The organism is Microlunatus capsulatus (assembly GCF_017876495.1).
GTDB classification, from domain to species: Bacteria; Actinomycetota; Actinomycetes; order Propionibacteriales; family Propionibacteriaceae; genus Microlunatus; species Microlunatus capsulatus.
Genome location: NZ_JAGIOB010000001.1, coordinates 3,501,942 through 3,528,380, shown reverse-complemented (window position 1 = coordinate 3,528,380; position 26,439 = coordinate 3,501,942). Strand labels below are relative to the sequence as shown.

The following is a 26,439-nucleotide window of genomic DNA, read 5'->3' as shown; positions in this document are numbered from 1 at the left end:
CGACCTGATTCCCCGTGAGGGCGGCCACGAGGTCGACTCGGAGGCGCAGCAGCGCGCCGAGCTCGAGACCGTCCGCGACGCGGAGCGCTACCCCGTCCCCGACCCCGGCCTCCCGGAGCACCTGCCCCGGCTGACCGACGTCGACGAGAAGGCCTTCGACCGCGCCACCCGGCAGGTGGCCACCATGTTCGGCCTCGTGCCGGTGCTGGCGATCGCGTTCGTCGTCATCTACTTCGCGGTCCCCCGCGAGGCCGCCTTCCTGGGCACCAACGCCAAGAACCTCGGCCTCGGCCTCACCGCCGGCATGGCCCTGATGCTCATCGGCGTCGGGGCGGTCCAGTGGGGCCGCCAGATCATGGACGACCACGAGATGGTCGACCACCGCCACGGCGCGGCCTCCACGAAGGAGGACGTCGAGTACGTCCTGCGCGAGCTGGACGCCGGCACCGACGAGTCGCGGATCCGCCGCCGCAAGGTGCTGGGCTACAGCCTCGGCGGCGCGCTCGCCGCTCTGGGCCTGCCGCTGATCGTCAGCTTCGCCGACCTGGGCCCCTGGCCCACCAAGCGGGTGCGGGCGGCCACGATCGAGTCGACGATCTGGAAGCAGGGCATCCGGCTGGTCCACGACGTCACCTACGAGCCGATCAAGGCCAGCGAGATGGTCATCGGCCAGCTGGTGAACGCGCAGCCGGAGAACCTGCAGGAGCTGCACGGCACCGAGTTCCTGACCGAAAAGGCCAAGGCCTCGATCATCATCGTCCGGATGGACCCGAACGACATCAAGATCCCCGACGAGCGCCGTGACTGGCAGGTCGGCGGGATCCTCTGCTACTCCAAGATCTGCACGCACGTGGGCTGCCCCATCAGCCTGTGGGAGCAGCAGACCCACCACCTCCTGTGCCCCTGCCACCAGTCGACCTTCGACCTCGGTGACTCCGGCCTGGTCGTCTTCGGCCCGGCGGCGCGCGCGCTGCCGCAGCTGCCCATCACCACCGACGCCGAGGGCTACCTCGTCGCGCGTCAAGGATTCACCGTGCCGGTCGGCCCGAGCTACTTCGAGCGCGACTCCCGCGGGGACTACAAGGGAGAATGACCACTGATGGCTAAGCCAGCCGCGACCGTCGACGACCAGAAGGCCGTCGAGGCGCACGTCCCGCAGAAGGAGCTGGGTCCCGTCTTCAAGGCGGCCTCGGGTCCGGCGAAGTGGGCGGACGAACGTCTGGGTCTGGCGACCCTGAGCCGCCCGTTCATCCGCAAGGTCTTCCCCGACCACTGGTCGTTCCTGCTCGGGGAGATCGCGCTCTACTCCTTCATCATCCTGCTCATCACCGGCACGTTCCTCTCGTTCTGGTACAAGCCGTCGATGGCCGAGATCGAGTACGAGGGCACCTACCAGCTGCTCCGCGGCGTGCAGATGTCGGAGTCGTTCGCCTCCACCCTGGCGATCTCCTTCGACATCCGCGGCGGTCTGCTGGTCCGCCAGATGCACCACTGGGCGGCCGCGCTGTTCCTCGCCGCGATGCTGGCGCACAGCCTCCGCGTCTTCTTCACGGGTGCGTTCCGCAAGCCCCGCGAGATCAACTGGGTCATCGGCGTCGCCATGCTGATGATGGGCCTCATCGAGGGCTTCGCCGGCTACTCCCTGCCGGACGACCTGCTCTCGGGCACCGGCCTCCGGTTCGTCGACGGGCTGGTCCGCTCCATCCCGCTCATCGGCACCTGGGCCGAGTTCTTCATCTTCGGCGGGGAGTTCCCGGGCAGCCTGATCGTCTCGCGGCTCTACATCGTCCACGTGCTGCTGCTGCCCGCGATCATCCTCGGTCTGATCGCCGCGCACCTGGCGCTGGTCGTCTACCACAAGCACACCCAGTTCCCCGGCCCGGGCCGCAACGAGGGCAACGTCGTCGGCTACCCGGTCTTCCCGGTGTACGCCGCCAAGGCCGGTGGCTTCTTCTTCATCGTCTTCGGCGTCCTGACCCTGATGGGCGGGCTGATGCAGATCAACCCGCTGTGGACCTATGGGCCCTACAACCCCGCCGAGGTCACGGCCGGCTCGCAGCCCGACTGGTACATGGGCTTCGTCGAGGGCGGCATCCGGATCATGCCGAACTGGGAGTGGCACATCGGCGGGACCACCTGGTCCTGGAACGTGGCCATCCCGGGCCTGGGCCTGATGGGCCTGTTCTTCGGCCTGATGGCGGTCTACCCCTTCATCGAGCAGTGGGTCACCAAGGACAAGTCGGAGCACCACATCGCCGACCGCCCCCGCAACGCCCCGACGCGCACGGCCTTCGGCGTCGCCGCGATGACCTGCTACGGGATGCTCTGGATCGGCGGTGGCAACGACCTGGTCGCCACCCAGTTCCGGGTCTCGCTCAACGCGGTGACCTACTTCCTGCGGGTCGCGGTCTTCGTCGCCCCGGTGCTCGCCTTCCTCATCACCAAGCGGATCTGCATCGGCCTCCAGCGGGCCGACCAGGACCGGCTGCTGCACGGTGCCGAGACCGGCATCATCGAGCGGGACCCGTCCGGCTCCTACTCCGAGCGGCACGCGCCGATCTCGGAGGGCGAGGCCTACACCCTCACCCAGCACAAGCAGCTCCCCGCGCTGCTCCCGGCCCAGGACGGCGACGTCAAGGCGAAGGAGATGCGGATCGAGCAGCTCCGTCGCCGGGCCACCCGGTTCTACTTCATCGACGACCTGCGCAAGCCGACGCGGGCCGAGCTGGAGGAGGCGGCGCACCACGGCCACGACGACGACCACGCGCTGACCGACGGCCACGACGGCAACGGGAACGACAACGGCCACCACTCGATCACCTCGGGGACGCAGCAGAACGTCACCCACCAGTAGCACCAGACGCAGCGCCCCCGGTCCCACGGACCGGGGGCGCTGTCGTGCTCAGGGGCTCCCCCGCCTCAGCGCGCACCGTGATCCGGACCGCTGTGGGTTTGCTCACTTCTGGCCGGGGACGACAACGATCGGCCGACGTGCCGCGTTGGGCAGGGATGGACGCGAGCCGCCCGAGGCGGCCGCACGCCACCGCGCCCGAGACGAGCTGAGGACAGTTGAGCACCGACACCCGACCCCCGCAGGACCCCGCACCCCGTGACGCCGCCGAGGAGCCGGCGAAGCCGAAGATCGAGCTGTCGGCGACGCAGGTGCTGGCCGGGGCCCTGGCCGCCATGACCGCCGCCTACCTCGGCTCCCGGCTCAGCGTGGCCGGCACCGTCGTGGGCGCCGCGGTGGCAAGCGTCGTCGCCGCCGTGGCCAGCAGCGTCTACTCCGCCTCCCTGCGGACCACCCAGCACCACGTGCGGACGGTCTTCCAGGGCCGGGTCGGCGGGTCCGCGGTGCCGGCGGCCGTCGAGACGGTCGAGGACCGCGAGCCGACGACGCCGGCCGCGGCGCCGGCGCAGCCCAGCGCGCCGGTGCAGGAGGCCGGCGCGCCGGTCGGCCGCCGCCCGCGGCTGTCCTGGACGAACGTCCTGGTCGCCGCGGTGGCGGCCTTCGCGCTGGCGGGGGCGGTCCTCACCGGGGTCGAGCTCGCCACCGGGAACGCGCTCTCGGGCGGGGAGGGCACCACCATCAGCCAGGTCGCCGAGCCGCAGCGCCGCGACCCGCAGCCCGCCGCGAGCCCGTCCGCGTCGCCCTCGGACGAGGCGCCGTCCCCGACGCCGAGCGCCAGCGCCGAGCCGTCGGAGCAGCCGACGCCCGCCCCGAGCAGCACGCCCGCGGCCACCCCGGCCCCGACGACGCCCGCGCCGTCCTCGGCGGCGCCGACCCCCGAGTCCCCGGCGCCCAGCGCGAGCAGCACCCCCGAGCCCGCGCCGACGGCGTCGGCCGCCGAGACGCCCGCCGACCAGGGCTAGGCGGTCGCCGCGGCCCACCAGCGGTGCAGCGGCGAGGACGCGAGGTCGGGCAGCAGGGCACGGCCCAGCCAGCAGCCCGGCTCGACGAGGGCGAACCGGCTGGGCCGGTGGCCCGTCGGACCCGCGGGCGCGTCCGGCAGCTCCTCGCCCACCGCCAGCAGGCTGTCCAGCACCCGCAGGTCGCCGAGCATGCCCGGCAGCCGCCGGTGCGTGGCCGGGTCGAGCACGGTGTCCTCCACGAGCACCGGACGGCCACCGCGGCGGGCCGTGGTCGCGCTGCGCAGCCGCCCGCCGAGCTGGCCGGTCCGGCCCAGCACAAGGGTCTCCCGGAGCAGGGCCCGGCCGCCGTCGGCGACGTCCAGCAGCAGGGCCCGGCTGACGTCGGCGCCGTCCGCGACGACGAAGGGCTCCCCCGCCCACCGCAGCCGACCGCCGTCGGCCACCCGGACCTCGACCCGCCAGCCCGCCGGCTCGCCGCGGCCGTCGTAGGCCACCGTGCCGGCGACGTCGACCAGGTCCAGGGTCACGCCCGGGCCGACGTCGACCTCGAGCTCGACGACGTCGCCGCCGAGCAGCAGCGCCGTCGAGGCCAGCAGCCCCACCCGGCAGCGGTCGGGCGGCCCGTGCAGCCGCTGCGGCCGCAGCAGGCCGCCCCGCAGCACCGTCCGCAGCCGGCCGCGCTCGCGCCTCACCTGCACCACCGTCGGGGCGGCGCGGGCGACCGGCGCGGACGGCAGCAGCATCAGTGGGTGTGGACCGGGCCGTCGGCGTGGCTGTGCGGGCCCTGCTCCTCGGCGTGGACGTGCGGCGCCATCGGCCCCGGGTCGCTGGGCACCAGGGTGCCCGCGCGGAAGCGCTCGAGGGTCTCCAGCACCCAGCCCCGCAGCCGCGCCACCGACGCGGCGTCGGCCCGGGAGAGGGCGATCACCGTGCGGCCGTCGCGGGCGTGCTCGGCGTCGTGCACCATCTGCTCGACGTCCACCCCGACGTAGGGGGCCAGGTCGGTCTTGTTGACCACCAGGACGTCGGCCCGCGCGATGCCCGGGCCGCCCTTGCGCGCCACGTCGCCGCCGCCGGCCACGTCGAGGACGAAGAACTGGGCGTCGACCAGCGCCGGGCTGAACGTGGCGGTGAGGTTGTCGCCGCCCGACTCGACGAGGACGACGTCGACGGGCGCGAAGTCCCGCTCGAGGTCCTCGACGGCCAGCAGGTTCTGGCTGACGTCGTCGCGGATGGCCGTGTGCGGGCAGGCGCCGGTCTCGACGGCGCGGATCCGCTCCGGGTCGAGCACGCCGGCCGAGCGCAGGAAGCGGGCGTCCTCGTCGGTGTAGATGTCGTTGGTGACCACGGCCAGGCTGAGCTCGCGGCCCAGCTCGCGGCAGACCATGGCGATGAGCGAGCTCTTGCCGGTGCCGACCGGCCCGGCGACGCCCAGCCGGAGGGCGCGGGGGCCGGGGCCGTGCAGGGCGCCGGGGACGGAGGAGGGTCGGGGGTCAGGCACGGAAGAGCCGCCTTTCGCTGTCGCGGTGCTGCTGTCCCCACTGCTCGAGCAGCGGGGCGGTCGGGGCCGGGAGGTCGGCGGGTGAGAGGAGGTCGGCGACCCGCTCGACGAGCCGCTCCACCTCGGGCTGGGCGCGGACGGCCCAGGCCACCCCGTGGGCGGGGTCGAAGGGCGCGAGCTTGAGCGCGGCCGCCAGCACCGTCTGGACGTCGTCGAAGGCCACCAGGCGGGCGGTCTCGGCGGCGGACAGGCCGGCCGCGGCCGCGGTCACCCCGACGACGACGGCCCGGCACCAGAGCCGCCGGGCCTCGACCAGCGGCGCCAGGTCCCAGACGGCGGCGGCCAGCCGCAGGTGGCTGCGGCCCAGCAGGTCCGCGGCGTCACGGAGCACGTCGGACGGCGTCCGCGCCCGCCAGGCCACGTCGAGGGCGACGAGCGCGGCCACCCGGTCGGGACCGCCGTCGGCCCAGGTGCGGCGGGCCAGCACCGCCGTCGCCGCCTCCACCTCCGTCACGGTGCGCAGCCGGACGGTGAGGTAGTCGGGCACCGCGGCCAGCGGCATGCCGGCCTGGAAAGCGGGCTCGACCCCGCCGGACTGGGTGTGGGCACCCGTCGGCAGCCGGCCGTCGGCCAGCAGCAGGCTGAGGTAGGGAGCCGTCACGGGCGCGCGCCCATCAGAACATCGCGTACAGCTGGGCGAGCGGCAGCGTGGTCGCCGGGGCGGGCCGGATCTCGTCGCCGTCGACCTCGATGCGGTGCGTCTCCGGGTCGATGACGATCGAGGGCAGCGCGTCGTTGAGGACCATGGCGGCCTTGCCGACGTCGCGGGTGGACCGGACCGCGACCAGCTCGTGCTGCAGCCCGAGCCGGTCGGCCAGCCCGTCCTCCAGCGCGGCGGGGGCGACGTAGGTCTGCGACCGGGAGGCGCCGCTCGCGTGGTACAGCGCCGGGCGCATGAGCACCGGCTGCGGGGTGGGGATGGAGGCGTTGGGGTCGCCGAGGGCCGCGACGACGATGCCGCCCCCCTTGATGACCAGGCTCGGCCGGTGGCCGAAGAACCGCGGGTCCCACAGCACGAGGTCGGCCAGCTTGCCCACCTCGACCGACCCGATCTCGTGGTCGACGCCGTGCGCGACGGCCGGGTTGATCGTGTACTTGGCCACGTAGCGCCGGGCCCGGAAGTTGTCCGCCGGCAGACCGCCGGACAGCGCGCCGCGCACGTGCTTCATGACGTGCGCCACCTGCCAGGTGCGGGTGATGACCTCGCCGATCCGGCCCATGGCCTGGGCGTCGGAGGAGGTGATCGAGATGGCGCCGAGGTCGTGCAGGTGGTCCTCGGCGGCGATGGTGGTGGCCCTGATCCGCGACTCGGCGAAGGCCAGGTCCTCGGGGACCGCCGGGTTCAGGTGGTGGCAGACCATGAGCATGTCGAGGTGCTCGGCCACCGTGTTGACGGTGTGCGGGAGCGTCGGGTTGGTGGAGCCGGGCAGCACGTGCGGCAGGCCGGCGATGGTGAGGATGTCGGGCGCGTGCCCGCCGCCCGCGCCCTCGACGTGGAAGGCGGCGATGCTGCGGCCGTCGATGGCCGCGACGGTGTCGGCGACGAAGCCGGACTCGTTGAGGGAGTCGGCGTGCAGCGCCACCTGCAGCCCCCACTCTTGCGCCCCGCGCAGCGCCGCGTCGATGGCGGCCGGGGTGGAGCCCCAGTCCTCGTGCACCTTGTAGCCCGCCGCGCCCGCCAGGGCCTGCTCCGCGAACGCCCCGGGGGCGACGGTGTTGCCCTTGCCCAGCAGCAGCAGGTTGACCGGGAAGCCGTCGAGCGCCCGGTGGGCCTGCCGCAGGTGCCAGGCCCCGGGGGTGACGGTGGTGGCCTTGGAGCCCTCCGACGGCCCGGTGCCGCCGCCGCCGAGGGTGGTCAGGCCGGCGGCCAGCGCCTCCTCGACCTGGGACGGGGACAGGAAGTGGACGTGGGAGTCGAAGCCGCCGGCGGTGAGGATCCGGCCCTCGCCCGAGATGACGTCCGTGCCCGGCCCGATCACCAGGTCCGGGTGCACGCCGTCGGCGATGTCGGGGTTGCCGCTGCGGCCCAGGCCGACGATCCGGCCGGCCCGGATGCCGACGTCGGCGCGCACCACACCCCAGTGGTCGAGGACGACGACGTTGGTGATGACGGTGTCGAGGGCGCCCTCGGCCGAGGTCAGCAGCGACTGGTTGCCCGACTCGCGGATCGACTTGCCGCCGCCGAACACCGACTCCTCCCCGCCCGCGGTGAGGTCCTGCTCGACCTCGACCCACAGGTCGGTGTCGCCGAGGCGGATCTGGTCGCCGGTGGTGGGGCCGTACAGGGCCGCGTAGTCGGCGCGGTCGAGGAAGGCCACCTCAGGCCTCCGCCCCGGCCGGACCGGGTCGGCCGGCACCGCGCCGCTGGAGGCCGGGCACCAGCCGCCGCCCGCGCAGGGCGACGACGCCGACGGTGCGGGAGGCACCGGGCTCGAAGCGCACCGAGGTCCCGGCGGCGATGTCGAGCCGGAAGCCCGCGGCGGCGGCGCGGTCGAAGTCCAGGCCGCTGTTCACGTCGGGCAGGTGGACGTGCGAGCCGATCTGGATGGGTCGGTCGGCGGTGTTGGTGAACGTCAGCTCACCGCGCTCGTCCGGGCCGCGGTCGGCGTTGAGCTCGATGGTGCCGGGCCGGACGCGGACCGCGCCGGGGCCGTCGCCGCTGGTTCCCGCCATGCCTGCTCCTCGGGTCGCTGCTGGGTCGGTCTACTGGATGGGGCTGTGCAGGGTGACGAGCTTGCGGCCGTCGGGGAACGTCGCCTCGACCTGGACGTCGGTGACCATCTCGGCCACCCCGGGCATCACGGCGTCGCGGCCCAGAACCTCGCGGCCCGCGCTCATCAGCTCCTCGACGCCCGCGCCGTCCCGCGCCCGCTCGACGACCCAGGTGCTGAGCAGGGCGACCGACTCCGGGTAGTTGAGCTTGACGCCGCGGGCGAGACGGTCGCGCGCGACCATCCCGGCGACGGCCTGCAGCAGCTTCTCGACGTCCGACGGAGCCAGGTTCACGTCGTCCTCCCCTTCGCGGTCGCCGGTGGGCTGCGGTAGCGGTCACCGTACCGAGGGATTGTTTCGCCGGCGTTGCGGCCGGCCGGCGCCCGGTAGCGTCGGCCGGGTGCTGATCCGCCCCCGGACCGAGGCCGACGTCGTCGCCTGCGTCGCGCTGATGCGCCGCACCCACGAGGCCGACGGCTACCCGCGCTACTGGCGCGACGACCCGGCGGCCTTCCTGCGCGGCGCCGCCGAGGAGGCGGCCTGGGTGGCCGAGGACGACGACGGCACCGTGCTCGGCCACGTCGGCCTGCACGCCGCGGCGGGCGACCCGACCCTGCCCGCCGCCCGGCGGGCGACGGGGCTGCCGCCCGACCGGCTGGCGGTGGTGGCCCGGCTGCTGGTCTCCCCCGGCGCCCGACGGCGCGGGGTCGGCCGGGCGCTGCTGGCGCGGGTGACGGCGCAGGCGCACGCCGACGGCCGCCGGCCCGTGCTGGACGTGCTGCCCGAGGACGCGGGCCCGGTCGGGCTCTACGAGGCGGCCGGCTGGCGGCGGCTGGAGCCGCTGACCCTGGCGGTCGAGGGCCATCCCGACCTGCACCTGCAGGTGTACCTGGGGCCGCCGCCGGCCTGACCCCGGACCGGGCGGGCGGGCCGCGGCCCCGTGCTCAGGCGGCCCCGGCGCCGTGCCCGGCCGGCACGACCTCGGCGGGCCGCGGCGGGGGCGGCGGTGTGCCGTCGCCGAACGGGCGGCCGCCGAGCTGCTCGCGCCCGTGCGCGGTCAGCCAGCCGGACAGGTCGGGGCCCTTCGGCACGATCTGCGTCGGGTTGATGTCGACGTGGACGACGTAGTAGTGCTGCTTGATCTGCACGAAGTCGGTCGTGTCGCCGAAGCCCGGGGTCTGGAACAGGTCGCGCGCGTAGCCCCAGAGCGCCGAGAACTCGCTGAGCTTCTGCCGGTTGCACTTGAAGTGGCCGTGGTAGACGGGGTCGAAGCGGGCGAGGGTGGTGAACAGCCGGACGTCGGCCTCGGTGATGGTGTCGCCCACCAGGTAGCGCTGACCCGACAGCCGCTCCTCCAGCCAGTCCAGAGCGGTGAAGAGCCGGTCGTAGGCCTTGTCGTAGGCCTCCTGGGAGCCGGCGAACCCGCAGCGGTAGACGCCGTTGTTGACCTCGGTGAACACCCGCTTCGCGACCTCGTCGATCTCGTCGCGGTGCCGCTCGGGGTAGAGCTCCGGGGCGCCGTCGCGGTGGAACTCGGTCCACTCCGTGGAGAGGTCGAGGGTGATCTGCGGGTAGTTGTTCGTCACCACCTGGCCGGTCGGGACGTCGACGACCGCCGGCACCGTGATCCCGCGCTCGTAGTCGGGGAAGCGGGCGAAGTAGGCCTCCTGCAGCCGCTCGTAGCCCAGCACCGGGTCGCGGCCGCCCTCGTCGAGGTCGAAGGTCCAGCTGCGCTTGTCGTGCGTCGGGCCGCAGAGCCCGAGGGAGATGGCGTCCTCGAGCCCCAGCAGCCGCCGCACGATCAGCGTCCGGTTGGCCCAGGGGCAGGCGCGGGCGGCGACGAGCCGGTAGCGGCCCGCCTCGACGGGGTAGCCGTCGCGGCCGTCGCGGGTGATCCGGGTCGCGATGTAGTTCGTGTCGCGGGTGAACTCGCTGCCCGTCGTCACGTAGGCGCCCTTGGTGGAGTGGTCGTCGTCCATGGTGCCCACGGTAGACGACCGGGCCGCACCCGGCGGGGCTGCGCTCAGCCCTCCTCGGTGGTCGTGCTGGACGGCGGCACCGGGGTCGTGACGTCGGTCGCCGGGCTGGTCACCCGGTTCTTGTCGGCGTCCACCGCGCGCACCTGGTAGCGGTAGTCGTGGCCGGGCTCGACGGTGGCGTCGGTCCAGGTCAGCGGGGCGCGCGCCCAGAAGTCGGAGACGGCCTTGCGGGGCGCGCCCACGACCGTCGCGGGGCCGAAGGTGCCGTCGGCGAGCCGGTCGCGGCGGACGACGTCGTAGGTGAGGGAGCGCTGGTCGCGGTCGGCGTTGGTGACGGCGTCGACGACCACCGCCCCGGCCTCGACCCGCAGCTGCGGCGCGGTGCTGGCGTCGGTGAGCAGCGGTCCCTGGGTCCGGGCCGGCACCGCCGAGGGCACGGCGAAGCGGACCAGGCCCTGCTGGGGTTTGCCGTTGACGGCGGTGAACTCCCCCGCGGCGGCGACGTAGATCGTGGTCCCGACCACGTTCCAGGCCGCCTGGGTCTTGCCGGTGAAGGTGCCCGGCGTCAGCTCCGGGAACCAGCTGACCAGCGACGGGGCGGGCTGGCCCGCGAAGTTGCCGTAGTTGGAGCCGACCTGGGCGTTGGTGGCCACGGTGCCGCGCGCGGTCTTGGTCAGCGCCACGGCCCGCCGGTACAGCCGCGGCTTCGCCTCGGGGAAGCCGCCGATGTTCTGGCAGGTGTGGGCGTGCCCGACGACGTAGACGACGCCGCCGACCGGGGCGACCCCGTAGCTGTCGCCGTGGCAGTCCTGCAGCCAGCGGACCGAGCCGTCGGCCGGGTTCGCGGCGAAGGCGCCCTCGAAGTTGCCGCCGCCGTAGGCGTAGCCGGTGCCGTAGACGGTGTCCGCGTCGGCGGTCAGGCTGAGGATGGAGGCCTTGCTGCCGTAGTCCTTGACCACGGTGTTGATCTTCCAGGCCCCGACCTTGCCGCTCGTCGCGTCGACGGCGCCCATGCCGAGGGCCCGGGTGCTGCCGATCTTGTCGAACCCGCCGCCGATGACGACGCGCTTGCGGTCCGGGGTGGCGACCAGGGCGTTGACCGCCCCGGAGGGCTTCGGCGCCCAGCCGGTCAGCTTGCCGGTGCTGCCGTTCACCGCCGCGACGCGGGTGCGCAGCGTGGTGCCGACGCGGGTGAACCAGCCGCCGACGTAGACGTTGGCGCCGACGACGGCGAGCGCGTTGACCCGGGTGTTGAAGGCCGGGGCGGCCGCGCGCAGGGCGCCGGTCCTCGCGTCGAACGCGGCGAACCGCAGCCGCTTCTTCGTCCCGACCTGGGTGAAGTCGCCGCCGGCGAAGACGGTCTTCCCGTCGCTGGAGACGGCCAGCGCCTTGACCTGGCCGTTGAGCGCGCCCGGCTTGAAGGTGGTGCTCAGCTTGCCGGTGGTCAGGCTGTAGGCGAGCAGGTTCTTGCGGGTGGTCGTCGAGGTCCCCGGGGCGGCGCCGGCCGGGCGGGCCTTGCCGAAGTCGCCGGCCGCGTAGACGGTGCTGCCGATGACGACCTGGGTCCAGACGACGCCGTCGACCTGCACGGTGGGCAGGCCGTCGGCGGTCACGGCGGCGGCGCTGCGCTCCAGGACCGGGGGCACCGAGGCGGGGACGGCGGCACCCGCCGGGGTGGTCAGCGTCGCGACGGCGAGGGCGGCCGCCACGGCCGTCCCGCCGAGGGCGCGCCAGCCGCGCGCCGTCCGTGCCTGCATGTCGAAAGTCCCCCGATGTCGCCGTCCGCGGTCCTCGCGGACCCCGCTCCCCAGCCGTGAAGCGTACCGGCCGGACCGCCCGCGCACCGGTGAACGGCGGCCCGCCCGGGTGTGAGCCGGATCGCCAGAACCCGCCCCGGCGGGGGAGGATGGACGCCGTGCGCTTCCTGACTCCTCCGCCCGCCCACGACCTGACCTACTCCGACGTCTTCATGGTGCCGCGCCGCTCGTCGGTGACCTCGCGCCTGGACGTCGACCTGGCCAGCACGGACGGCATCGGCACGACCCTGCCCCTGGTGGTCGCCAACATGACCGCCGTCGCCGGCCGCCGGATGGCCGAGACGGTGGCCCGGCGCGGCGGGGTGGCGATCATCCCGCAGGACATCCCCACCGACGTCGTGGCCGACGTCACGGCCCGGGTGAAGGCGTCGCACCCCCTCTACGACACCGCGGTCACGGTCGCCCCGCACAGCACGGTCGGCGAGGCCCTGTCGCTGCTCCCCAAGCGGGCGCACGGGCTCGTCGTGGTGGTCCAGGACGGCCGTCCCGTCGGCACGGTCAGCGAGGCCGACGCGGCCGGGGTGGACCGCTTCGCCCAGGTGCACGAGGTGATGTCCGACGACGTCCTCGCCGTGCCGCCGGGCACCTCGGCCACCGAGGTCTTCGACGCGCTCACCAGCCGGCACCTGCAGGCCGCCCTCGTGGTGGAGGACGGCCGGCTGGTCGGGGTGATGACCCGCAAGGCCGCGCTGCGCTCGACGCTCTACCGGCCCGCGCTGGACGCCGACGGCCGGCTGCTGGCCGGGGCCGCCGTCGGGATCAACGGCGACGTGGCGGGCCGGGCCTCGGCGCTGCTGGCCGCCGGCATCGACGTGCTCGTGGTCGACACCGCCCACGGCCACCAGGAGAAGATGCTGCAGGCGCTCAAGAGCGTCCGCGAGGTGCGCGACGGCCAGGTGGAGCGCGGCGGGCGGCGGGTGCCGCTGGTGGCGGGCAACGTCGTCTCCGCGGCCGGGGTGCTCGACCTCGTCGACGCCGGCGCGGACGTGGTGAAGGTCGGCGTCGGCCCCGGCGCCATGTGCACCACCCGGATGATGACCGGCGTCGGCCGGCCGCAGTTCAGCGCGGTCCTCGAGTGCGCCGAGGCGGCCGCCTCGGTCGGCCGCTCGACGTGGGCCGACGGCGGCGTCCGGTACCCCCGCGACGTGGCGCTGGCGCTGGCCGCCGGCGCCGGCAGCGTGATGATCGGCTCCTGGTTCGCCGGCACCTACGAGAGCACCGGGGACCTGATGACCGACGCCCAGGGCCGGCAGTACAAGGAGTCCTACGGGATGGCCTCGGCCCGCGCGGTCAAGCTGCGGACCCGCGACTCCTCCGGCTTCGACCGGGCCCGCGCCGCCCTGTTCGAGGAGGGCATCTCGACGGGCCGGATGTACCTGGACCCGGAGCGCCCGAGCGTGGAGGACCTGATCGACTCCATCGTCGCCGGGGTCCGGAGCAGCTGCACCTACGCCGGCGCCAGCTCGCTGGAGGAGTTCGCCGAGCTCGCCGTGGTCGGTGTGCAGTCGGGCTCGGGCTACGACGAGGGCCGGCCGCTGCACTCCAGCTGGTGAGCCGCCGGGCCGCCGGCCCGCGTGCGGTGCCGGCGGCTAGCGTGCGGGGGTGACCACCGCCACGGCACCGCTGGCCCGCGCGATGCGCCGGGCCGCCGCCGACCTGCTCGACACCCTCGACCCCGACCAGCGGCGCGCAGTCCTCGGCCCGTTCGCGACCGCGGAGTGGCACACCTGGACCTACCTGCCCGGTGAGCGTCCCGGCCTGCTGCTCGGCCGGCTCACCCCGGCGCAGCGCGACCGCGCCCAGGACCTGCTGGAGACGGCGTTCAGCCCGCGCGGCCGCTCCGACCTCGCGATGGTGCTGCGCACCGAGGAGATCCGCCGCGAGCTCAGCCCCGCCGACGCCTCCCCGGCCCCGCACCTCGACCCGGTCTACTGGCTGCGCGTCCTCGGCCGTCCGGACGGCGCCGAGCCGTGGGCCTGGCGGATCAGCGGCCACCACCTGGTGGCCCAGGCCACCGTCGTCGGCGACGCCGTCGTCACCGCGCCGCAGTTCGTCGGCGCGCAGCCGGCCGAGATCACCCGCGGGCCGCACCGGGGCTTCCAGTCGCTGCCCCGCGAGCAGGACCTGGCGCGGCAGCTCGTGCTGGTCCTGGAGGAGGACCAGCGCCGGGTGGCGCTCACGCCGGGACCGGCGCCGGACGACGTGCTCACCCGGCAGGACCCCGCGGTCGTCGGCTTCCCCGAGCGCGGGCTGCCCCGGTCCCGGATGGACCGGCGGCAGGGGGCGCTGCTGGAGGCGCTGGTGCGGCAGTACCTCGAGCGCTCCCCCGCCGCCGTGGCCGACGCGGCCTGGGCGGACGCCGCCGACGCGGGCTGGGACGAGGTGCGCTTCACCTGGGCGGGCGGGCTGGAGCGGGGCGAGGGCCACTACTACGCCGTCAGCGGGCCGACGTTCGTGCTGGAGTACGACAACACCCAGGAGTCGGGCAACCACGTGCACTGCGTGTGGCGCGACCGGCGGCACGACCTGGGCGGCGACCTGCTGGCCCAGCACTACGCCGTCGGGCACCGCCCGCCGCCCGGCTGAGCGGCGACGGGGAGGGCGTCAGGCCGAGGCGAACCGCTTGGCCGAGCGGGCCCGCGCCTTGGCGGCCTCCTCCTCGCGGTTCTTCGCCGGCCCCGTGGTCACCCAGGTCCGCCAGCAGGTGCTCGGTGGCGTGGGCGATGTCGTGGACGGCTCGCTGGAAGGCCTCCTCGTTCGCCTTCGACGGCTTGCTCACCCCGGCGATCTTGCGCACGTACTGCAGGGCGGCGTCGTGCACCTCAGAGGAGGTGGCCGGCGGCTCGAAGTTGTTCAGCGGTCGGATGTTGCGGCACATGGCCAGACGATAGTGCGACGGCGCCCGAGCCAGAAGGGCTCAGGAGACGGAGCTGCTGTCCCAGCGTCGGTGACCCGCGGCCTGAACCTGAGAGGGCCGGGCCGAGACACGTCCTGCGTCTCGGCCCGGCCCTCTGGAGCTACCGGTCATGAGCGGCCCAGCACGAGGGCAGCCCAGGATCAGCTCAGTGCGCGTGGTCCCCGCGGTAGAACTCGTAGAGCAGGCCCGTCAGGCTGATCGCCCCGAAGCCGAAGCCCAGGATGGTCAGCCACCAGCCGAAGACCGGGCCGAGGAAGACCAGCACCGCGGTCAGCGCGACGAACAGCGGCCACTTGCTCTGCGGGGGGAAGAAGCCGAGCTCGCCGGCACCCTCCGCGATCTCGCCGGTCCGCTTGTCCTCGGGCCGGGGGTCGAGCCGCCGGGCGATGAGCCCGAGGTAGCCCGCGATCATCAGGCACAGGAAGAAGGTGAGGATCAGCGCGGTGGTGCCGGTGGCGTCGCGCGACAGGATCCAGTACACCGGCGCGATGACGGCGGCGAACGCCGTCAGCGCGAGGAAGATGTAGGCCTCGATCTTCACTGGCGACCCTCCTCAGGACGCGGGGACTGGCTCGGGTGGTCCCGCTCGTAGTGCGTGGTCGGGTCGTCCGAGGTGCCGTCGACGCGGGCCTTGAGCTCCTCCGCCCGCCCGGTGTCGTCCGGGGAGTCCACGGTGCTGTCCTCGAACATCCGGCCGTTGGTGCCCTCGTACTCGCTGAGGGCGACCTCGGGGTGGTGCAGGTCGAAGGCCGGGGACTCCGAACGGATCCGCGGGATCGAGGTGAAGTTGTGCCGCGGCGGCGGCGAGCTGGTGGCCCACTCCAGCGACCGGCCCCAACCCCACGGGTCGTCGTTGTTCACCAACGGGGCGTTCCGCGACTTCCACACGTTCCAGAAGAACGGGATCATCGACGCCCCCAACAAGAACGCGCCCGCCGACGACACCTGGTTGAGCACCGTGAACCCCTCGTTGGGGAGGTAGTCGGCGTAACGGCGGGGCATCCCCTCCACCCCCAGCCAGTGCTGCACCAAGAACGTGACGTGGAACCCGATGAACAACAACCAGAAGTGGACCTTGCCCAACGTCTCGTCGAGCATCCGGCCGGTGAACTTCGGCCACCAGAAGTAGAACCCGGCGAACATCGCGAACACCACCGTCCCGAACACCACGTAGTGGAAGTGCGCCACCACGAAGTAGGAGTCCGACAGCTGGAAGTCCAACGGCGGGGAACCCAGGATCACACCCGTCAGACCACCGAACAAGAACGTGGTCAAGAACCCGATCGCCCACAGCATCGGGGTCCGCATCGCGATGTTGCCACCCCACATGGTGCCGATCCAGTTGAAGAACTTCACCCCCGTCGGCACCGCGATCAAGAACGTCATGAACGAGAAGAACGGCAGGTTCACCGCACCCGTCACGTACATGTGGTGCGCCCACACCGCCACCGACAACGCCGCGATCATGAGCGTTGCGCCGACCAGGCCCACATAACCGAAGATCGGCTTCCGGGAGAACACCGGCAAGATCTCGGTGATGATCCCGAAGAACGGCAACGCGATGATGTACACCTCCGGGTGCCCGAAGAACCAGAACAGGTGCTGCCACAGGATCGGGCCACCGTTCGCAGCGTCGAACACGTGCGCACCCAACGTCCGGTCCGCCTCCAGCACCAACAACGCCGCCGCCAGGATCGGGAACGCGATCAGCACCAGGATCGAGGTGACCAGGATGTTCCAGGTGAAGATCGGCATCCGGAACATCGTCATCCCCGGCGCCCGCATGCACAGGATCGTCGTGATGAAGTTCACCGCACCCAGGATCGTCCCCAGACCGGCCATGTAGAGGCCCATGATCCACAGGTCACCACCCACACCCGGAGAGTTCACCGAGTCCGACAGCGGGGTGTACGCGAACCAGCCGAAGCTGGCCGCTCCCGACGGCGACAAGAACCCGGAGACGGTGACCAGACCGCCGAACAGGTACAGCCAGTACGACAGCATGTTCAGCCGCGGGAACGCCACATCCGGGGCGCCGATCTGCAACGGCATGATCGCGTTCGCGAACCCCGCGAACAACGGCGTCGCGAACAACAACAACATGATCGTGCCGTGCATCGTGAAGAACTGGTTGTACGTCTCCCGCGACAGGTACTGCAACCCCGGGAACGCCAGCTCAGCACGGATGCCGAGGGCGAGAACACCACCCAACAAGAAGAACGCCATCGAGGTGATGAAGTACAGGTTCCCGATCACCTTGTGATCAGTCGTCGTGATCCACTTCCACGACACCGTCCCCAGCTGACGGGTGGGGGCCGCGACCTCCTGGACGGTGGCCGTCCGCTGCATCGTCGTCATCGGTCGCCGACCTCTTCTCCCTGGTAGCGCGCGGCGTCACCCTGCGGGTCCGTGTCCTTGGGCCCGCGGTTCTCGCCGATGTTGCCGGCCTCCGCGAGTCCGCGGAGGTGGGCCTCGTACTCGTCCTCGCTGACCACGTGGACGTTGAAGAGCATCGCGGAGTGGTAGGTGCCGCAGAGCTCGGCGCACTTGCCGCGGAAGACGCCCTCCTTGGTGGGGGTCATCTCGAAGTTGTTGTTGCGCCCGGCGATGACGTCCATCTTGTAGTAGAAGGACGGCACCCAGAACGAGTGGTTCACGTCGGCGGCGCGCAGGTTGAACCGCACGCTCTTGCCGACGGGGAGATAGAGGTCGGGCGTCTGCTGGATGGTGCCGCCCTCCCACACGTCGTCGCCGACGTCCGGGTTGCCGGCCTCCTTGTAGTTGAAGACCCACGACCACTTCTGGGCCGTGACGTTGACCGTCACGTCGGGCTCCGCGCTGCGCGCGGTCACCGTGTTCTGCGCCAGGATCGTGTAGTAGAACAGCACGCCGATGATGACGAACGGCGCCGTGGTGTAGAAGATCTCCATCGGCAGGTTGTAGCGGTTCTGGTTCGGCATGTCGTTGTGGTCGGAGCGGTACTTCAGCACCACCCAGCCGATGAGGCCCCACACGAAGACGCCGATGATGCCGGCGGCGATCCAGGCACCGATCCACAGGTCGCCGATGGCCGGGGCGCGGTCGCTCGCGGCCTCGGGCAGGCCGAGGCGCTTCATCTGCGCGACCGTGTCGCCGGAGCACCCCGCCAGGAAGAGCAGGGCACCGGTGGCGGCCGAGGCCGCGACCAGCCGAGCCGTCGTCCGCCGGACCGGCCGTTGGCTGCTAACCACGTCGTGCCTTTCGTCGAAGCTGTGCATCAGGAAGAGGTGCGGGAGCGGCGCGGCCAGGCCACGCACCCCCATCCTCCGCGTTCACCCTAACCCAGTCGCGCGGGCCCGCCGAGTCGGCAGGGGCGTAGGTTCGCAGGCGTGGCGGAGACGGTGACGACGGTGTTCTGGGACGCGTCCTCGGCCGAGCCGGTGCTCCCCGAGGCCCAGCAGGCGTGGCTCGCCGCGCAGGCTGGCGGATGGGGAGATCCGAGCCGGCTGCACCGTCCCGGACGGCTCGCCGCGCAGGCCCTGGACGCGGCCCGGCAGCTGGTCGCGGACGCCCTGGGCGCCCGCCCCGACGAGGTGGTCTTCCCCTCCTCGGGGGTTCATGCCGCCCACGCGGCCGTCGCCGGCCTGGCGCTGGGCCGCCGACGGGTCGGCGAGGTGGTGGTGACGAGCACGATCGATCATTCGTCCGTGCTGAGCGCCGCGGATGCAGCCGGACGCCGCGTCGCGGTCCCCGTCGACCGCTCCGGGCACCTCGACCTCGAGCGCTGGCGGGCCGCTGTGCGGGCGCCGGGGGTCGCGCTGGCCTGCCTCCAGGTGGCCAACCACGAGGTGGGCACGCTGCAGCCGGTGGACGCCGCGGCGGAGGCCTGCCAGGAGGCCGGCGTGCCGCTGGTGCTCGACGTGACGAGCGCCCTGGGCCGGCTGGACCTGCGCCACCTGCCGGCCGGCACCGTGCTCACCGCCGGGGCGCAGGCGTTCGGCGGCCCGCCGTCGGTCGGCGTCCTGGTCCTGCGCCGCGGCGTCCGCTGGCGCGCCCCCTACCCGACCGACGACCACCAGGGCGGCCGCTGGCCGGGTCCGCCCGACGTCGCGGGTGTGCACGCCGCCGCCGCGGCGCTGGAGGTGTGGCTGCGCTCCGGGCGGGCCGTCGGCGACCGCCAGCGCGGCCTGGTCGACCGGCTGCGGGCCGGCATCCTCGCCGGGGTCCCCGACGTCGAGGTGGCCGGTGACCCGGTGGACCGGGTCCCGCACCTGCTCACCTTCTCGGCGCTCTACGTGGACGGGGAGACCCTGACGCTGGAGCTGGACCGGGCGGGCTTCGCCGTGGCCAGCGGCTCGGCTTGCAGCGCCAGCAGCGAGCACCCCTCGCACGTGCTGGCCGCGATGGGGCTGCTCACCCACGGCAACGTCCGGATCGGCCTGACCCGGCGCAGCACGGCGGGCGAGGTCGAGGCCTTCCTCGCCGTGCTGCCGCAGGTCGTCGCCGGCATCCGCGCCCGCCTCGGGGCGCCCGGCAGCCATCCGTGAGCGACGCGGTGGAGGAGCTGGACTGCCGCGGGCAGCGCTGCCCGCTCCCGGTGATCGCGCTGGCCCGGCGGCTGCCCGCGCTGCCGGTCGGCTCGGTGCTGCGGCTGCTGGCCGACGACCCGGCCGCCGCCCCCGACGTCGCCGCCTGGTGCCGGATGCGCGGCCAGACCCTGGTGAGCAGCCACCCGCCGGCCTTCGAGGTCCGCCGGGACCGCTGAGGCCGGGGGCGGCCCCACCACCGGGCGACGAGCCGGTGAACTCCGCTCCCCGCAGGGGCGCCACGGCGGCGGGACGCGCCGCGACGTGCCACTCTGTGCCCAGCAGGGGTGTCGACGTGCACACACCCCGCGCCGGCTCGACCGAGGGGAACCCGTGAACAGAATCCGCACCACCATCGCCGCCGCCGCCCTGGCGGGGCTCGTCCTGGCGGGCGCGGGCTGCGCCCCGCCGGCGGCCGAGCCGTCCGCCGACGCCGCGGCCGCCGCCACCGCGACCTCCGCGGAGGCGCTCGGCGGGATGGACGCGCTCGTCGCCGCCGCTAAGGCCGAGGGCCGGCTCAACGTCATCGCCCTGCCGCCGGACTGGGCCAACTACGGCGAGATCATCAAGGCCTTCGGCACCAAGTACGGCATCGAGGTGAACTCCGCCCAGCCCGACGCCGCCAGCCAGGAGGAGATCAACGCCGCGACGCAGCTGAAGGGCACCGACCGGGCGCCCGACGTCTTCGACCTCGGGCAGTCGGTCGCGCTGGCGAACACCGCGATGTTCGCGCCCTACCAGGTGGCGACCTTCGACAGCATCCCCACCGCCTTCAAGGACCCGTCCGGGACGTGGGTCAACGACTACGGCGGGTTCATGTCCATCGGCTACGACTCCGCGAAGGTGCCCGCGATCACCTCCGTCGAGGACCTGCTGAAGCCCGAGCTCAAGGGCAAGGTCGCCCTCAACGGTGACCCGACCCAGGCCGGCGCGGCGTTCAGCGGCGTGGTGATGGCCTCGGTGGCCAACGGCGGCTCGGCCGACGACATCAAGCCCGGCGTCGAGTTCTTCTCCCGGCTCTCCGACGCCGGCAACTTCCTGCCCGTCGACCCGACCGCGGCCACCATCGAGTCGGGGCAGACCCCCGTCGTCATCGACTGGGACTACACCAACGCCGCCGTGACCTCCAAGCTCTCCAGCTGGAAGGTGGTCGTGCCCGAGAACGCGCAGGTCGGCGGCTACTACTACCAGGCCGTCAGCAAGGACGCCCCGCACCCGGCCGCCGCGCGGCTCTGGCAGGAGTTCCTCTACTCCGACGAGGGCCAGAACCTCTACCTGGGCGGCGGGGCCCGGCCGGTCCGCGCCGACGCCATGCAGGAGGCCGGCACCCTCGACGCCGACGCCTACGCCAAGCTGCCCGAGGTCTCGGGCGACCCGGTGCTGCTGACCGCGGAGCAGAACACCGCGGCGGCCGCGGTGCTCAGCGAGGAGTGGGCGAAGGTGACCGGCTGAGTGCGCAGCCCCGGCCGGGGACGCCCGTGAGGGACGTCCCGGTGGCGGCACCGGCGACCAGGACCCCGCGGTCCCGGTCCCGGGCCGCCCGCCTGCTGCCGGTGCTCGGGGTGGTGCCGTTCCTGGCCTACCTGGCGGTCTTCCTCGTCGTGCCGACCCTGACGGTGGTCGTCGGCGCCTTCGTCGAGGACGGCCGGCCCAGCCTCGCGGTGGTCCGCGACCTCGCCGACCCGGCCGTGCTGGGCTCGCTGGCCAACAGCCTGGTGCTGTCGGCCCTGACCGCGGTGATCGGCGGCGTCGTCGGCGCCCTGCTGGCCTACGCCGTCGTCACCGGCCCGGCGGACGGCGCCCTGCGCCGGCTCGTCACCAGCGTCTGCGGCGTGCTCGCCCAGTTCGGCGGGGTGACCCTGGCCTTCGCCTTCATCGCCACCCTGGGCATCTCCGGGGTCGTCTCGGTCTGGCTGGACGCCACCTTCGGCACCGGCCTGACGAGCAGCACGTGGCTGTTCAGCCTGCGCGGCCTCGTCCTGGTCTACGCCTACTTCCAGATCCCGCTGATGGTCATCGTCTTCCTGCCCGCCCTGGACGGCGTCCGGGTGCAGTGGCGCGAGGCGGCGGAGAACCTCGGCGCCAGCACCTGGCAGTACTGGCGGCTGGTCGGCCTCCCGCTGCTGGCCCCGGCCTTCCTCGGCTCGCTGCTGCTGCTCTTCGCCAACGCGTTCGCCGCGTACGCCACCGCCGCCGCGCTGGTCAGCCAGGGCAACCCGATCATCCCGCTGTGGATCCGCTCGGCGCTGACCAGCGAGGTCGTGCTGGGCCACGCCAACTTCGCCTACGCCCTCGCGCTGGAGATGGTCCTCGTCGTCGCCCTGGTGATGACCGGCTACAGCCTCCTCGTGCGGCGGACGGCCCGGTGGCTCGGGTGAGCGCCCGCTCGCCGCGCCGGGCGGCGCGGACCCGGCTGCAGGTCTTCCGGGTCGTCGTGCTCGTGCTCACCGGGGCCTTCTTCGTCGTCCCGCTGCTCTCGATGCTCGACTTCAGCACCCGGCTGTTCAACGCCGACGGGCGCACCGGCGCGGCCTGGGCCCTCCTGGTCGCCGACCCGCTGCTGCGCGGGGCGATCGGCACGTCGCTGCTGCTCTCCCTGCTGACGGTGGTGGGCATGCTCGTGCTGCTGGTGCCGACGCTGGTCTGGGTCCGGCTGCGGGTGCCGCGGCTGGGCCGCGCCGTGGAGTTCCTCTGCCTGCTGCCGCTGACGGTGCCGCCGTTGGTGATCATCGTCGGGCTGACCAACGTCACCGCCTGGCTGTCCTACCTCTTCGGCGACACCGCGACCTGGCTGGCCTTCCTCTACGTCGTGCTCGTCCTGCCCTACGCCTACCGGGCGCTGGACGCCGGGCTGGCCGCCATCGACGTGGTCACCCTCGCCGAGGCCGCCCGCAGCCTGGGGGCCGGCTGGCTCACCGTCATCGTCCGCGTGGTGGTGCCCAACATCCGCACGGCGCTGGTCTCGGCGTCCTTCATCTCGATCGCCCTGGTCCTGGGCGAGTACACCTTCGCGTCGCTGCTGAACTTCGACACCCTCCAGGTGGCCATCGCGCTGCAGAGCAAGTCGAACGCCCAGGAGTCGGTGGCCGCCTCGCTGGCCTCGATCCTCGTCGCCGCCCTGCTGCTGGTGGGGCTGTCCTTCGTCAGCGGCCGCCGCCGGACCGGACGCGGGGCCGTCGCCGCCGGCGTCGCCCCGGTCCCCGCCGGCACCGCCCCGCCCGTTCCCGAGGAGCCCCGATGACCGCAAGCCCCCGCCCCGCCGAGCCGGGCTCGGTGGAGGTCCGGCTGGAGGACCTGCACCGCCGCTACGGCGACGTCCGGGCCCTCGACGGCCTGAGCCTGACCCTGGCCCCCGGCGAGCTGGTGGCCCTGCTGGGCCCGTCGGGCTGCGGGAAGACGACGGCGCTGCGGATCCTGGCCGGGCTGGAGGAGCCGACGTCGGGCCGGGTGGTCGTCGGCGGCCGCGACCTGACGACGGTGCCGGCCAACAAGCGCGACATGGGCATGGTCTTCCAGGCCTACTCGCTGTTCCCCCACCTCAGCGCCCGGGCCAACGTGGAGTTCGGGCTCAAGCTGCGCGGCGTCCGGCCCGGGCCGCGGCGCACCCGGGCGCTGGAGATGCTCGAGCTCGTCGGGCTCAGCACCCAGGCCGACCGCTACGCCAGCCAGCTCTCCGGCGGGCAGCAGCAGCGTGTCGCGCTCGCCCGGGCGCTGGCCTTCCAGCCGTCGGTGCTGCTGCTGGACGAGCCGCTCTCCGCGCTCGACGCCAAGGTGCGCGCGCAGCTGCGCGACGAGATCCGCCGCGTCCAGCTGGAGGTCGGGACGACGACCCTCTTCGTCACCCACGACCAGGACGAGGCGCTGGCCATGGCCGACCGCGTCGGGGTGATGAACGCCGGCCGGCTGGAGCAGCTGGACGCCCCGCAGGTGCTCTACGCCGCGCCCCGCAGCACCTTCGTCGCCGACTTCGTGGGGCTGATGAACCGGGTGCCGGCCGAGGTCGCCGACGGCCACGTCCGCGTGCTGGGCGCCCGGCTGCCGGCTCTCGAGGGGTCGGTGACGGCAGGCCGCGGCGTGGCCCTCATCCGGCCCGAGCAGCTGGCGCTGGTCCCCGGCGAGGCCGGCGCGTCCCGGGTGGTGGCCGTCTCGTTCCAGGGACCGGTGTCGCGGGCCCGGGTGCGGACGGCCGAGGGCACCGAGCTGGTCGTGCTGCTCGCCGGCCCGGCGGCCGCGGGACTGGCCGAGGGCTCCCCCGTCGACGTCCGGGTGGACGCCGCGGGCCTGCTCGTCGCCGCCCCCTGAGGGCCGGGCGACCCGTCCTGGCGCAGACCTGAGGTGATGCTGAGCCGCACCGGCCCCGGCTCAGCGGGCGGCCTGAGGTCAGCGCGGGAGGCTCGGGCCCACCGGGCGGAGGGGCCGCCCGATCCGCCCAGGAGCACCCGTGAGCAGCCCACCCTTCGTCTCCGTCCTCGTGGCCGCCGTCGGCGACGACGTCGACCTGCCGGCCGTCCTGCCGCCGCTGCCCGCGGAGGTGGAGGTCGTGCTCGTGGTGGACGGCCGGGCGCCGGCGGGCCTCCTCGCCGAGGCGCGTGCGCTGCGGCCCGGCCTGGTGACGGTCACCCAGACGCGCCGGGGACCGGGCAACGCCCTCGCCTGCGGTCTCCGGGCCGCCCGGGGCGACGTGGTCGTCCTGCTCGCCGCCGACGGCTCCTCCGACCCGGCGACGATCCCGCGGCTGGTCGGGGCCCTGACGGCCGGGGCCGACCTGGCCCGGGCCTCGCGCTTCCTCACCGGCGGAGGCTCGGAGGACCTGGCGCTGGTGCGGGAGATCGGCGACGACCTGCTGAACCTCGTGGCGAACCTGGCCTTCCGCACCCGTGCGAGCGACTTCAGCTCCGGCTACGTCGCCTTCTGGCGCGACCTGGCCCCCGTGCTGGACCTGCCCGACGTGGCCGTGCCGGCCCCGTTCGACGGGCACCTGCTGCCGGGCGACGGCCCGGAGGTCACCGCGCTGGTGGCCAGCCGGTTCGCGGCCTCCGGCGCCCGCGTCGTGGAGGTGCCGACCGTCGAGCGGCGACGCCGCCACGGGGGCCGCCGGCTGACCGCCCGGGCCCGGGCTCTGCGGGTGGTGGGCGCCGAGCGCCGCCGGGTGCTCCGGCGCCGGCGCGGGGACCGGACGCTGCACCGCGCCCTGGTGGCCCGGCCGCCGCGGCTGGTGCAGGACCTCATCAACGCGACCTGACGCGAGCGGACCGGCCGAGGACCCCGGGAACGACAGAGCTCCCTGTCCCCGGACTCGGTGGGGGCAGGGAGCTCTGCGGCTCAGGACGCGACGTGCGCGCCGCGGACGCTCAGTGGAAGCTGTCGCCGCAGGCGCAGGAACCCGTCGCGTTCGGGTTGTCGATGGTGAAGCCCTGCTTCTCGATGGTGTCGACGAAGTCGATGGTCGCGCCCATCAGGTACGGTGCGCTCATCCGGTCGGTCACCACATTGACGCCGCTGAAGTCCTTGACGACGTCACCCTCGAGGTTCCGCTCGTCGAAGAACAGCTGGTAGCGCAGGCCGGAGCAGCCGCCGGGCTGCACGGCGACGCGGAGCGCGAGGTCGTCGCGGCCCTCCCCGTCGAGCAACGCCTTCACCTTGTGCGCCGCCACGTCGGTCAGCAGGACCCCGTCGGCCACGGTGGGCATCCCGAGGGTGGTGGTCTGGTCAGTTGCCGTCATATTCGTCTCCCGCTTGGTCTGGGCGCTCTCGGCGGGGACAACCGGGCGTGCAGCGCGGCTATTCCCTGCTGCCAGTGTAAAGGCGGCCTCCGGGCGGTCCAAGCGCCGTGGGCAGACGGGCGGCGGACAGCCTCCTCACCAGCTCCAGGAGCGCCCGACGCGGCGCGCCGTGGCGGCCAGCTCGTCGGCGCCGACGTCGCCCCCGGACGGCGCGTCCCCGGTGGTCCGGCGCACCGCGTAGGCGGCCTCGATCCCCATCGTGCGCATCTCCCGGGCGCCGATCAGCACCTCCCCCGCCACCACGACGCACGGGGCCAGCGCGTCGGCGGCCGCCTGCGCGGCGGCCGCCACCACGCCCCCGCCGCGCGCGGCGAAATCGAAGACGGAGCAGCCGGTGACCACCAGGTCGGGGACGGCCCGGCCCGGTCCGGTGGCCGCGCCGAGGCCCAGCGCCGGCCCGGTGGCGAGCGACCCGCCCAGGGCCAGCACCGCGAGCCCGAGGCCGCCGCCGGCCCCGGCACCCGGCACCGCGCCCAGGGTGGTGTCGGGGCCGGCGAGGGCGGCGAGCCGCTCGAGGTCGGCGTCGGTGCGCAGCAGCACCGCGGGGTCCAGCCCGGCGTCGCGGCCCCGGGAGGTGATGCCCCGCAGCCCCAGCAGCGGCAGCTCCCGGGCCTCCGCCGGCACCACCCCCACGACGACGGTGCCCCGCAGCCGCTCCCGCACCGGGGCGAGGTCGAGGCGGCCGAGGCCGGTGAGCCCGACGACCCCGGCGTCCAGGGGCACGTCGGCCGTGGCCCCCAGCGCGGCCAGCAGACCGGCGCCGCCGTCGTGCACGGCCAGACCGGTGAGGTCGAGGTGCACCCGGCGCGGCGCGCGCTCGTCGAGCAGCAGCGCGAGTGCCGCGCCCAGCGGGCGGGAGGACGCCGTCAGCGGCAGCCCGGGGGCGGCGGGGGCCGCCTGCTCGACCCGCAGCGCGGACTCCACGGGGCCGTCGGCCCGGGTCAGCACCACCCCGTCGGCGGCGGTGGTGACGACGGGGACGCCCCACAGGTCCGCGGCCGCCGCGACGAAGCCGGCACCGGCGGCGCCGACCGGGGCGACGACCACCTGGGCGCGCGGCCAGCCGGACGCGAGCGCCTCCCCGGCCTGACGGCTGGAGAGGGCGCCGATGACGTCGGCGGCGACGACGACGCGCACGCCGGTCATCCTGGCAGCCGCCCTCCGCCGGGGCGCGGGTGGCCGGGCCGGGTGTGAGCCGGATCCCAGCGCGAGCGGGCGGTCCGGGCCCGGCC

At 74.0% G+C, this 26,439-nt stretch carries 26 protein-coding genes and 1 pseudogene; 13 read left to right on the top strand and 14 right to left on the bottom strand.

Annotation, left to right across the window (positions count from 1 at the left end):
• The first annotated feature begins 4 nt into the window (after window positions 1-4).
• From qcrA to JOF54_RS16325, 3 genes are all read left to right on the top strand, one after another.
• A complete protein-coding gene (gene qcrA / locus JOF54_RS16335; RefSeq protein ID WP_210059637.1) occupies window positions 5-1,093 on the top strand; it encodes a cytochrome bc1 complex Rieske iron-sulfur subunit in 1,089 nt (362 codons plus the stop codon).
• A 6-nt stretch (window positions 1,094-1,099) separates the two neighbouring features.
• Window positions 1,100-2,854 carry a cytochrome bc1 complex cytochrome b subunit gene (gene qcrB / locus JOF54_RS16330; RefSeq protein ID WP_210057731.1) on the top strand — a complete coding sequence of 585 codons (1,755 nt, stop codon included), beginning with the start codon at window positions 1,100-1,102 and terminating at the stop codon, window positions 2,852-2,854.
• Window positions 2,855-3,069: 215 nt separating this feature from the next.
• Complete coding sequence (locus tag JOF54_RS16325; protein WP_210057729.1) at window positions 3,070-3,873, top strand: hypothetical protein; 804 nt, start codon at window positions 3,070-3,072, stop codon at window positions 3,871-3,873.
• On the opposite strand, the gene JOF54_RS16320 is transcribed toward JOF54_RS16325, so the two are convergent.
• The 6 genes from JOF54_RS16320 to JOF54_RS16295 are packed head-to-tail and all read right to left on the bottom strand — an operon-like array spanning window position 3,870 to window position 8,440.
• Window positions 3,870-4,616: an urease accessory protein UreD gene (locus JOF54_RS16320; RefSeq protein WP_210057726.1), complete on the bottom strand. Its 747-nt coding sequence runs from the start codon at window positions 4,614-4,616 to the stop codon at window positions 3,870-3,872. The genes JOF54_RS16325 and JOF54_RS16320 overlap by 4 nt on opposite strands.
• Entirely contained in the window at window positions 4,616-5,374 is a 759-nt protein-coding gene (ureG, locus tag JOF54_RS16315; protein WP_307804277.1) for an urease accessory protein UreG, read from the bottom strand. The genes JOF54_RS16320 and ureG overlap by 1 nt, the downstream gene beginning before the upstream one ends.
• Window positions 5,367-6,035: an urease accessory protein UreF gene (locus JOF54_RS16310; RefSeq protein ID WP_210057724.1), complete on the bottom strand. Its 669-nt coding sequence runs from the start codon at window positions 6,033-6,035 to the stop codon at window positions 5,367-5,369. Before JOF54_RS16310 ends, ureG begins: the two co-directional genes overlap by 8 nt.
• Window positions 6,036-6,048: 13 nt before the next feature.
• Window positions 6,049-7,752 (bottom strand): urease subunit alpha, encoded by a 1,704-nt coding sequence (locus tag JOF54_RS16305; RefSeq protein WP_210057722.1) that lies wholly within the window; start codon window positions 7,750-7,752, stop codon window positions 6,049-6,051.
• Window position 7,753: 1 nt separating this feature from the next.
• Window positions 7,754-8,107 carry an urease subunit beta gene (gene ureB, locus JOF54_RS16300; RefSeq protein WP_210057720.1) on the bottom strand — a complete coding sequence of 118 codons (354 nt, stop codon included), beginning with the start codon at window positions 8,105-8,107 and terminating at the stop codon, window positions 7,754-7,756.
• 30 nt (window positions 8,108-8,137) lie between these two features.
• Window positions 8,138-8,440 carry an urease subunit gamma gene (locus JOF54_RS16295; RefSeq protein WP_210057718.1) on the bottom strand — a complete coding sequence of 101 codons (303 nt, stop codon included), beginning with the start codon at window positions 8,438-8,440 and terminating at the stop codon, window positions 8,138-8,140.
• Between the two features lie 106 nt (window positions 8,441-8,546).
• On the opposite strand from JOF54_RS16295, the gene JOF54_RS16290 reads away from it, so the two are divergent.
• Window positions 8,547-9,056: a GNAT family N-acetyltransferase gene (locus tag JOF54_RS16290; RefSeq protein ID WP_210057716.1), complete on the top strand. Its 510-nt coding sequence runs from the start codon at window positions 8,547-8,549 to the stop codon at window positions 9,054-9,056.
• Window positions 9,057-9,090: 34 nt separating this feature from the next.
• Here the strand turns inward: JOF54_RS16290 and JOF54_RS16285 are convergent, their stop codons facing one another.
• Window positions 9,091-10,125, bottom strand: a complete 1,035-nt coding sequence (locus JOF54_RS16285; RefSeq protein ID WP_210057714.1) for a glutathione S-transferase family protein — start codon at window positions 10,123-10,125, stop codon at window positions 9,091-9,093.
• 44 nt (window positions 10,126-10,169) lie between these two features.
• A complete protein-coding gene (locus tag JOF54_RS16280) occupies window positions 10,170-11,882 on the bottom strand; it encodes a WD40 repeat domain-containing protein (RefSeq protein WP_210057712.1) in 1,713 nt (570 codons plus the stop codon).
• A gap of 149 nt (window positions 11,883-12,031) precedes the next feature.
• Between JOF54_RS16280 and JOF54_RS16275 the strand changes: the two genes are divergently transcribed.
• Window positions 12,032-13,495, top strand: a complete 1,464-nt coding sequence (locus JOF54_RS16275) for a GuaB1 family IMP dehydrogenase-related protein (protein ID WP_210057710.1) — start codon at window positions 12,032-12,034, stop codon at window positions 13,493-13,495.
• 49 nt (window positions 13,496-13,544) lie between these two features.
• A complete protein-coding gene (locus JOF54_RS16270; protein WP_210057708.1) occupies window positions 13,545-14,528 on the top strand; it encodes a DUF3500 domain-containing protein in 984 nt (327 codons plus the stop codon).
• Window positions 14,529-14,679: 151 nt separating this feature from the next.
• On the opposite strand, the pseudogene JOF54_RS22000 reads toward JOF54_RS16270, so the two are convergent.
• From JOF54_RS22000 to ctaC, 4 genes and pseudogenes are all read right to left on the bottom strand, one after another.
• Window positions 14,680-14,820 (bottom strand): annotated as a pseudogene (locus tag JOF54_RS22000) (DUF2277 domain-containing protein); the annotation flags it as partial.
• Between the two features lie 184 nt (window positions 14,821-15,004).
• A complete protein-coding gene (locus tag JOF54_RS16260) occupies window positions 15,005-15,400 on the bottom strand; it encodes a cytochrome c oxidase subunit 4 (RefSeq protein ID WP_210057706.1) in 396 nt (131 codons plus the stop codon).
• On the bottom strand, window positions 15,397-17,217 hold the full coding sequence (ctaD, locus tag JOF54_RS16255; protein WP_210057704.1) for an aa3-type cytochrome oxidase subunit I: 1,821 nt from the start codon (window positions 17,215-17,217) through the stop codon (window positions 15,397-15,399). The genes JOF54_RS16260 and ctaD overlap by 4 nt, the downstream gene beginning before the upstream one ends.
• Window positions 17,214-18,155 (bottom strand): aa3-type cytochrome oxidase subunit II, encoded by a 942-nt coding sequence (gene ctaC / locus JOF54_RS16250; protein WP_307804276.1) that lies wholly within the window; start codon window positions 18,153-18,155, stop codon window positions 17,214-17,216. The genes ctaD and ctaC overlap by 4 nt, the downstream gene beginning before the upstream one ends.
• A 72-nt stretch (window positions 18,156-18,227) precedes the next feature.
• On the opposite strand from ctaC, the gene JOF54_RS16245 reads away from it, so the two are divergent.
• The 7 genes from JOF54_RS16245 to JOF54_RS16215 all read left to right on the top strand — a co-directional run bounded on the left by JOF54_RS16245 (window position 18,228) and on the right by JOF54_RS16215 (window position 24,666).
• Window positions 18,228-19,385, top strand: coding sequence for a cysteine desulfurase family protein (locus tag JOF54_RS16245; protein WP_307804275.1), 1,158 nt, complete (start codon window positions 18,228-18,230; stop codon window positions 19,383-19,385).
• Complete coding sequence (locus JOF54_RS16240; protein ID WP_307804274.1) at window positions 19,382-19,603, top strand: sulfurtransferase TusA family protein; 222 nt, start codon at window positions 19,382-19,384, stop codon at window positions 19,601-19,603. The genes JOF54_RS16245 and JOF54_RS16240 overlap by 4 nt, the downstream gene beginning before the upstream one ends.
• 154 nt (window positions 19,604-19,757) lie before the next feature.
• Window positions 19,758-20,876 (top strand): ABC transporter substrate-binding protein, encoded by a 1,119-nt coding sequence (locus JOF54_RS16235; protein WP_307804273.1) that lies wholly within the window; start codon window positions 19,758-19,760, stop codon window positions 20,874-20,876.
• A 41-nt stretch (window positions 20,877-20,917) separates the two neighbouring features.
• On the top strand, window positions 20,918-21,802 hold the full coding sequence (locus JOF54_RS21995) for an ABC transporter permease (RefSeq protein ID WP_307804271.1): 885 nt from the start codon (window positions 20,918-20,920) through the stop codon (window positions 21,800-21,802).
• Entirely contained in the window at window positions 21,799-22,665 is an 867-nt protein-coding gene (locus JOF54_RS16225; protein ID WP_307804270.1) for an ABC transporter permease, read from the top strand. The genes JOF54_RS21995 and JOF54_RS16225 overlap by 4 nt, the downstream gene beginning before the upstream one ends.
• The gene (locus tag JOF54_RS16220) at window positions 22,662-23,726 is read left to right on the top strand and encodes an ABC transporter ATP-binding protein (protein WP_210057702.1); all 1,065 of its coding nucleotides are present in this window, start codon (window positions 22,662-22,664) and stop codon (window positions 23,724-23,726) included. The genes JOF54_RS16225 and JOF54_RS16220 overlap by 4 nt, the downstream gene beginning before the upstream one ends.
• A 139-nt stretch (window positions 23,727-23,865) precedes the next feature.
• Window positions 23,866-24,666: a glycosyltransferase family 2 protein gene (locus JOF54_RS16215; protein ID WP_210057700.1), complete on the top strand. Its 801-nt coding sequence runs from the start codon at window positions 23,866-23,868 to the stop codon at window positions 24,664-24,666.
• Window positions 24,667-24,775: 109 nt separating this feature from the next.
• Here the strand turns inward: JOF54_RS16215 and JOF54_RS16210 are convergent, their stop codons facing one another.
• Together JOF54_RS16210 and JOF54_RS16205 are read right to left on the bottom strand one after the other, a co-directional pair.
• Window positions 24,776-25,114 carry a HesB/IscA family protein gene (locus tag JOF54_RS16210; protein WP_245360374.1) on the bottom strand — a complete coding sequence of 113 codons (339 nt, stop codon included), beginning with the start codon at window positions 25,112-25,114 and terminating at the stop codon, window positions 24,776-24,778.
• Window positions 25,115-25,282: 168 nt separating this feature from the next.
• The gene (locus tag JOF54_RS16205; RefSeq protein ID WP_210057696.1) at window positions 25,283-26,344 is read right to left on the bottom strand and encodes a glycerate kinase; all 1,062 of its coding nucleotides are present in this window, start codon (window positions 26,342-26,344) and stop codon (window positions 25,283-25,285) included.
• Window positions 26,345-26,439: the final 95 nt, after the last annotated feature.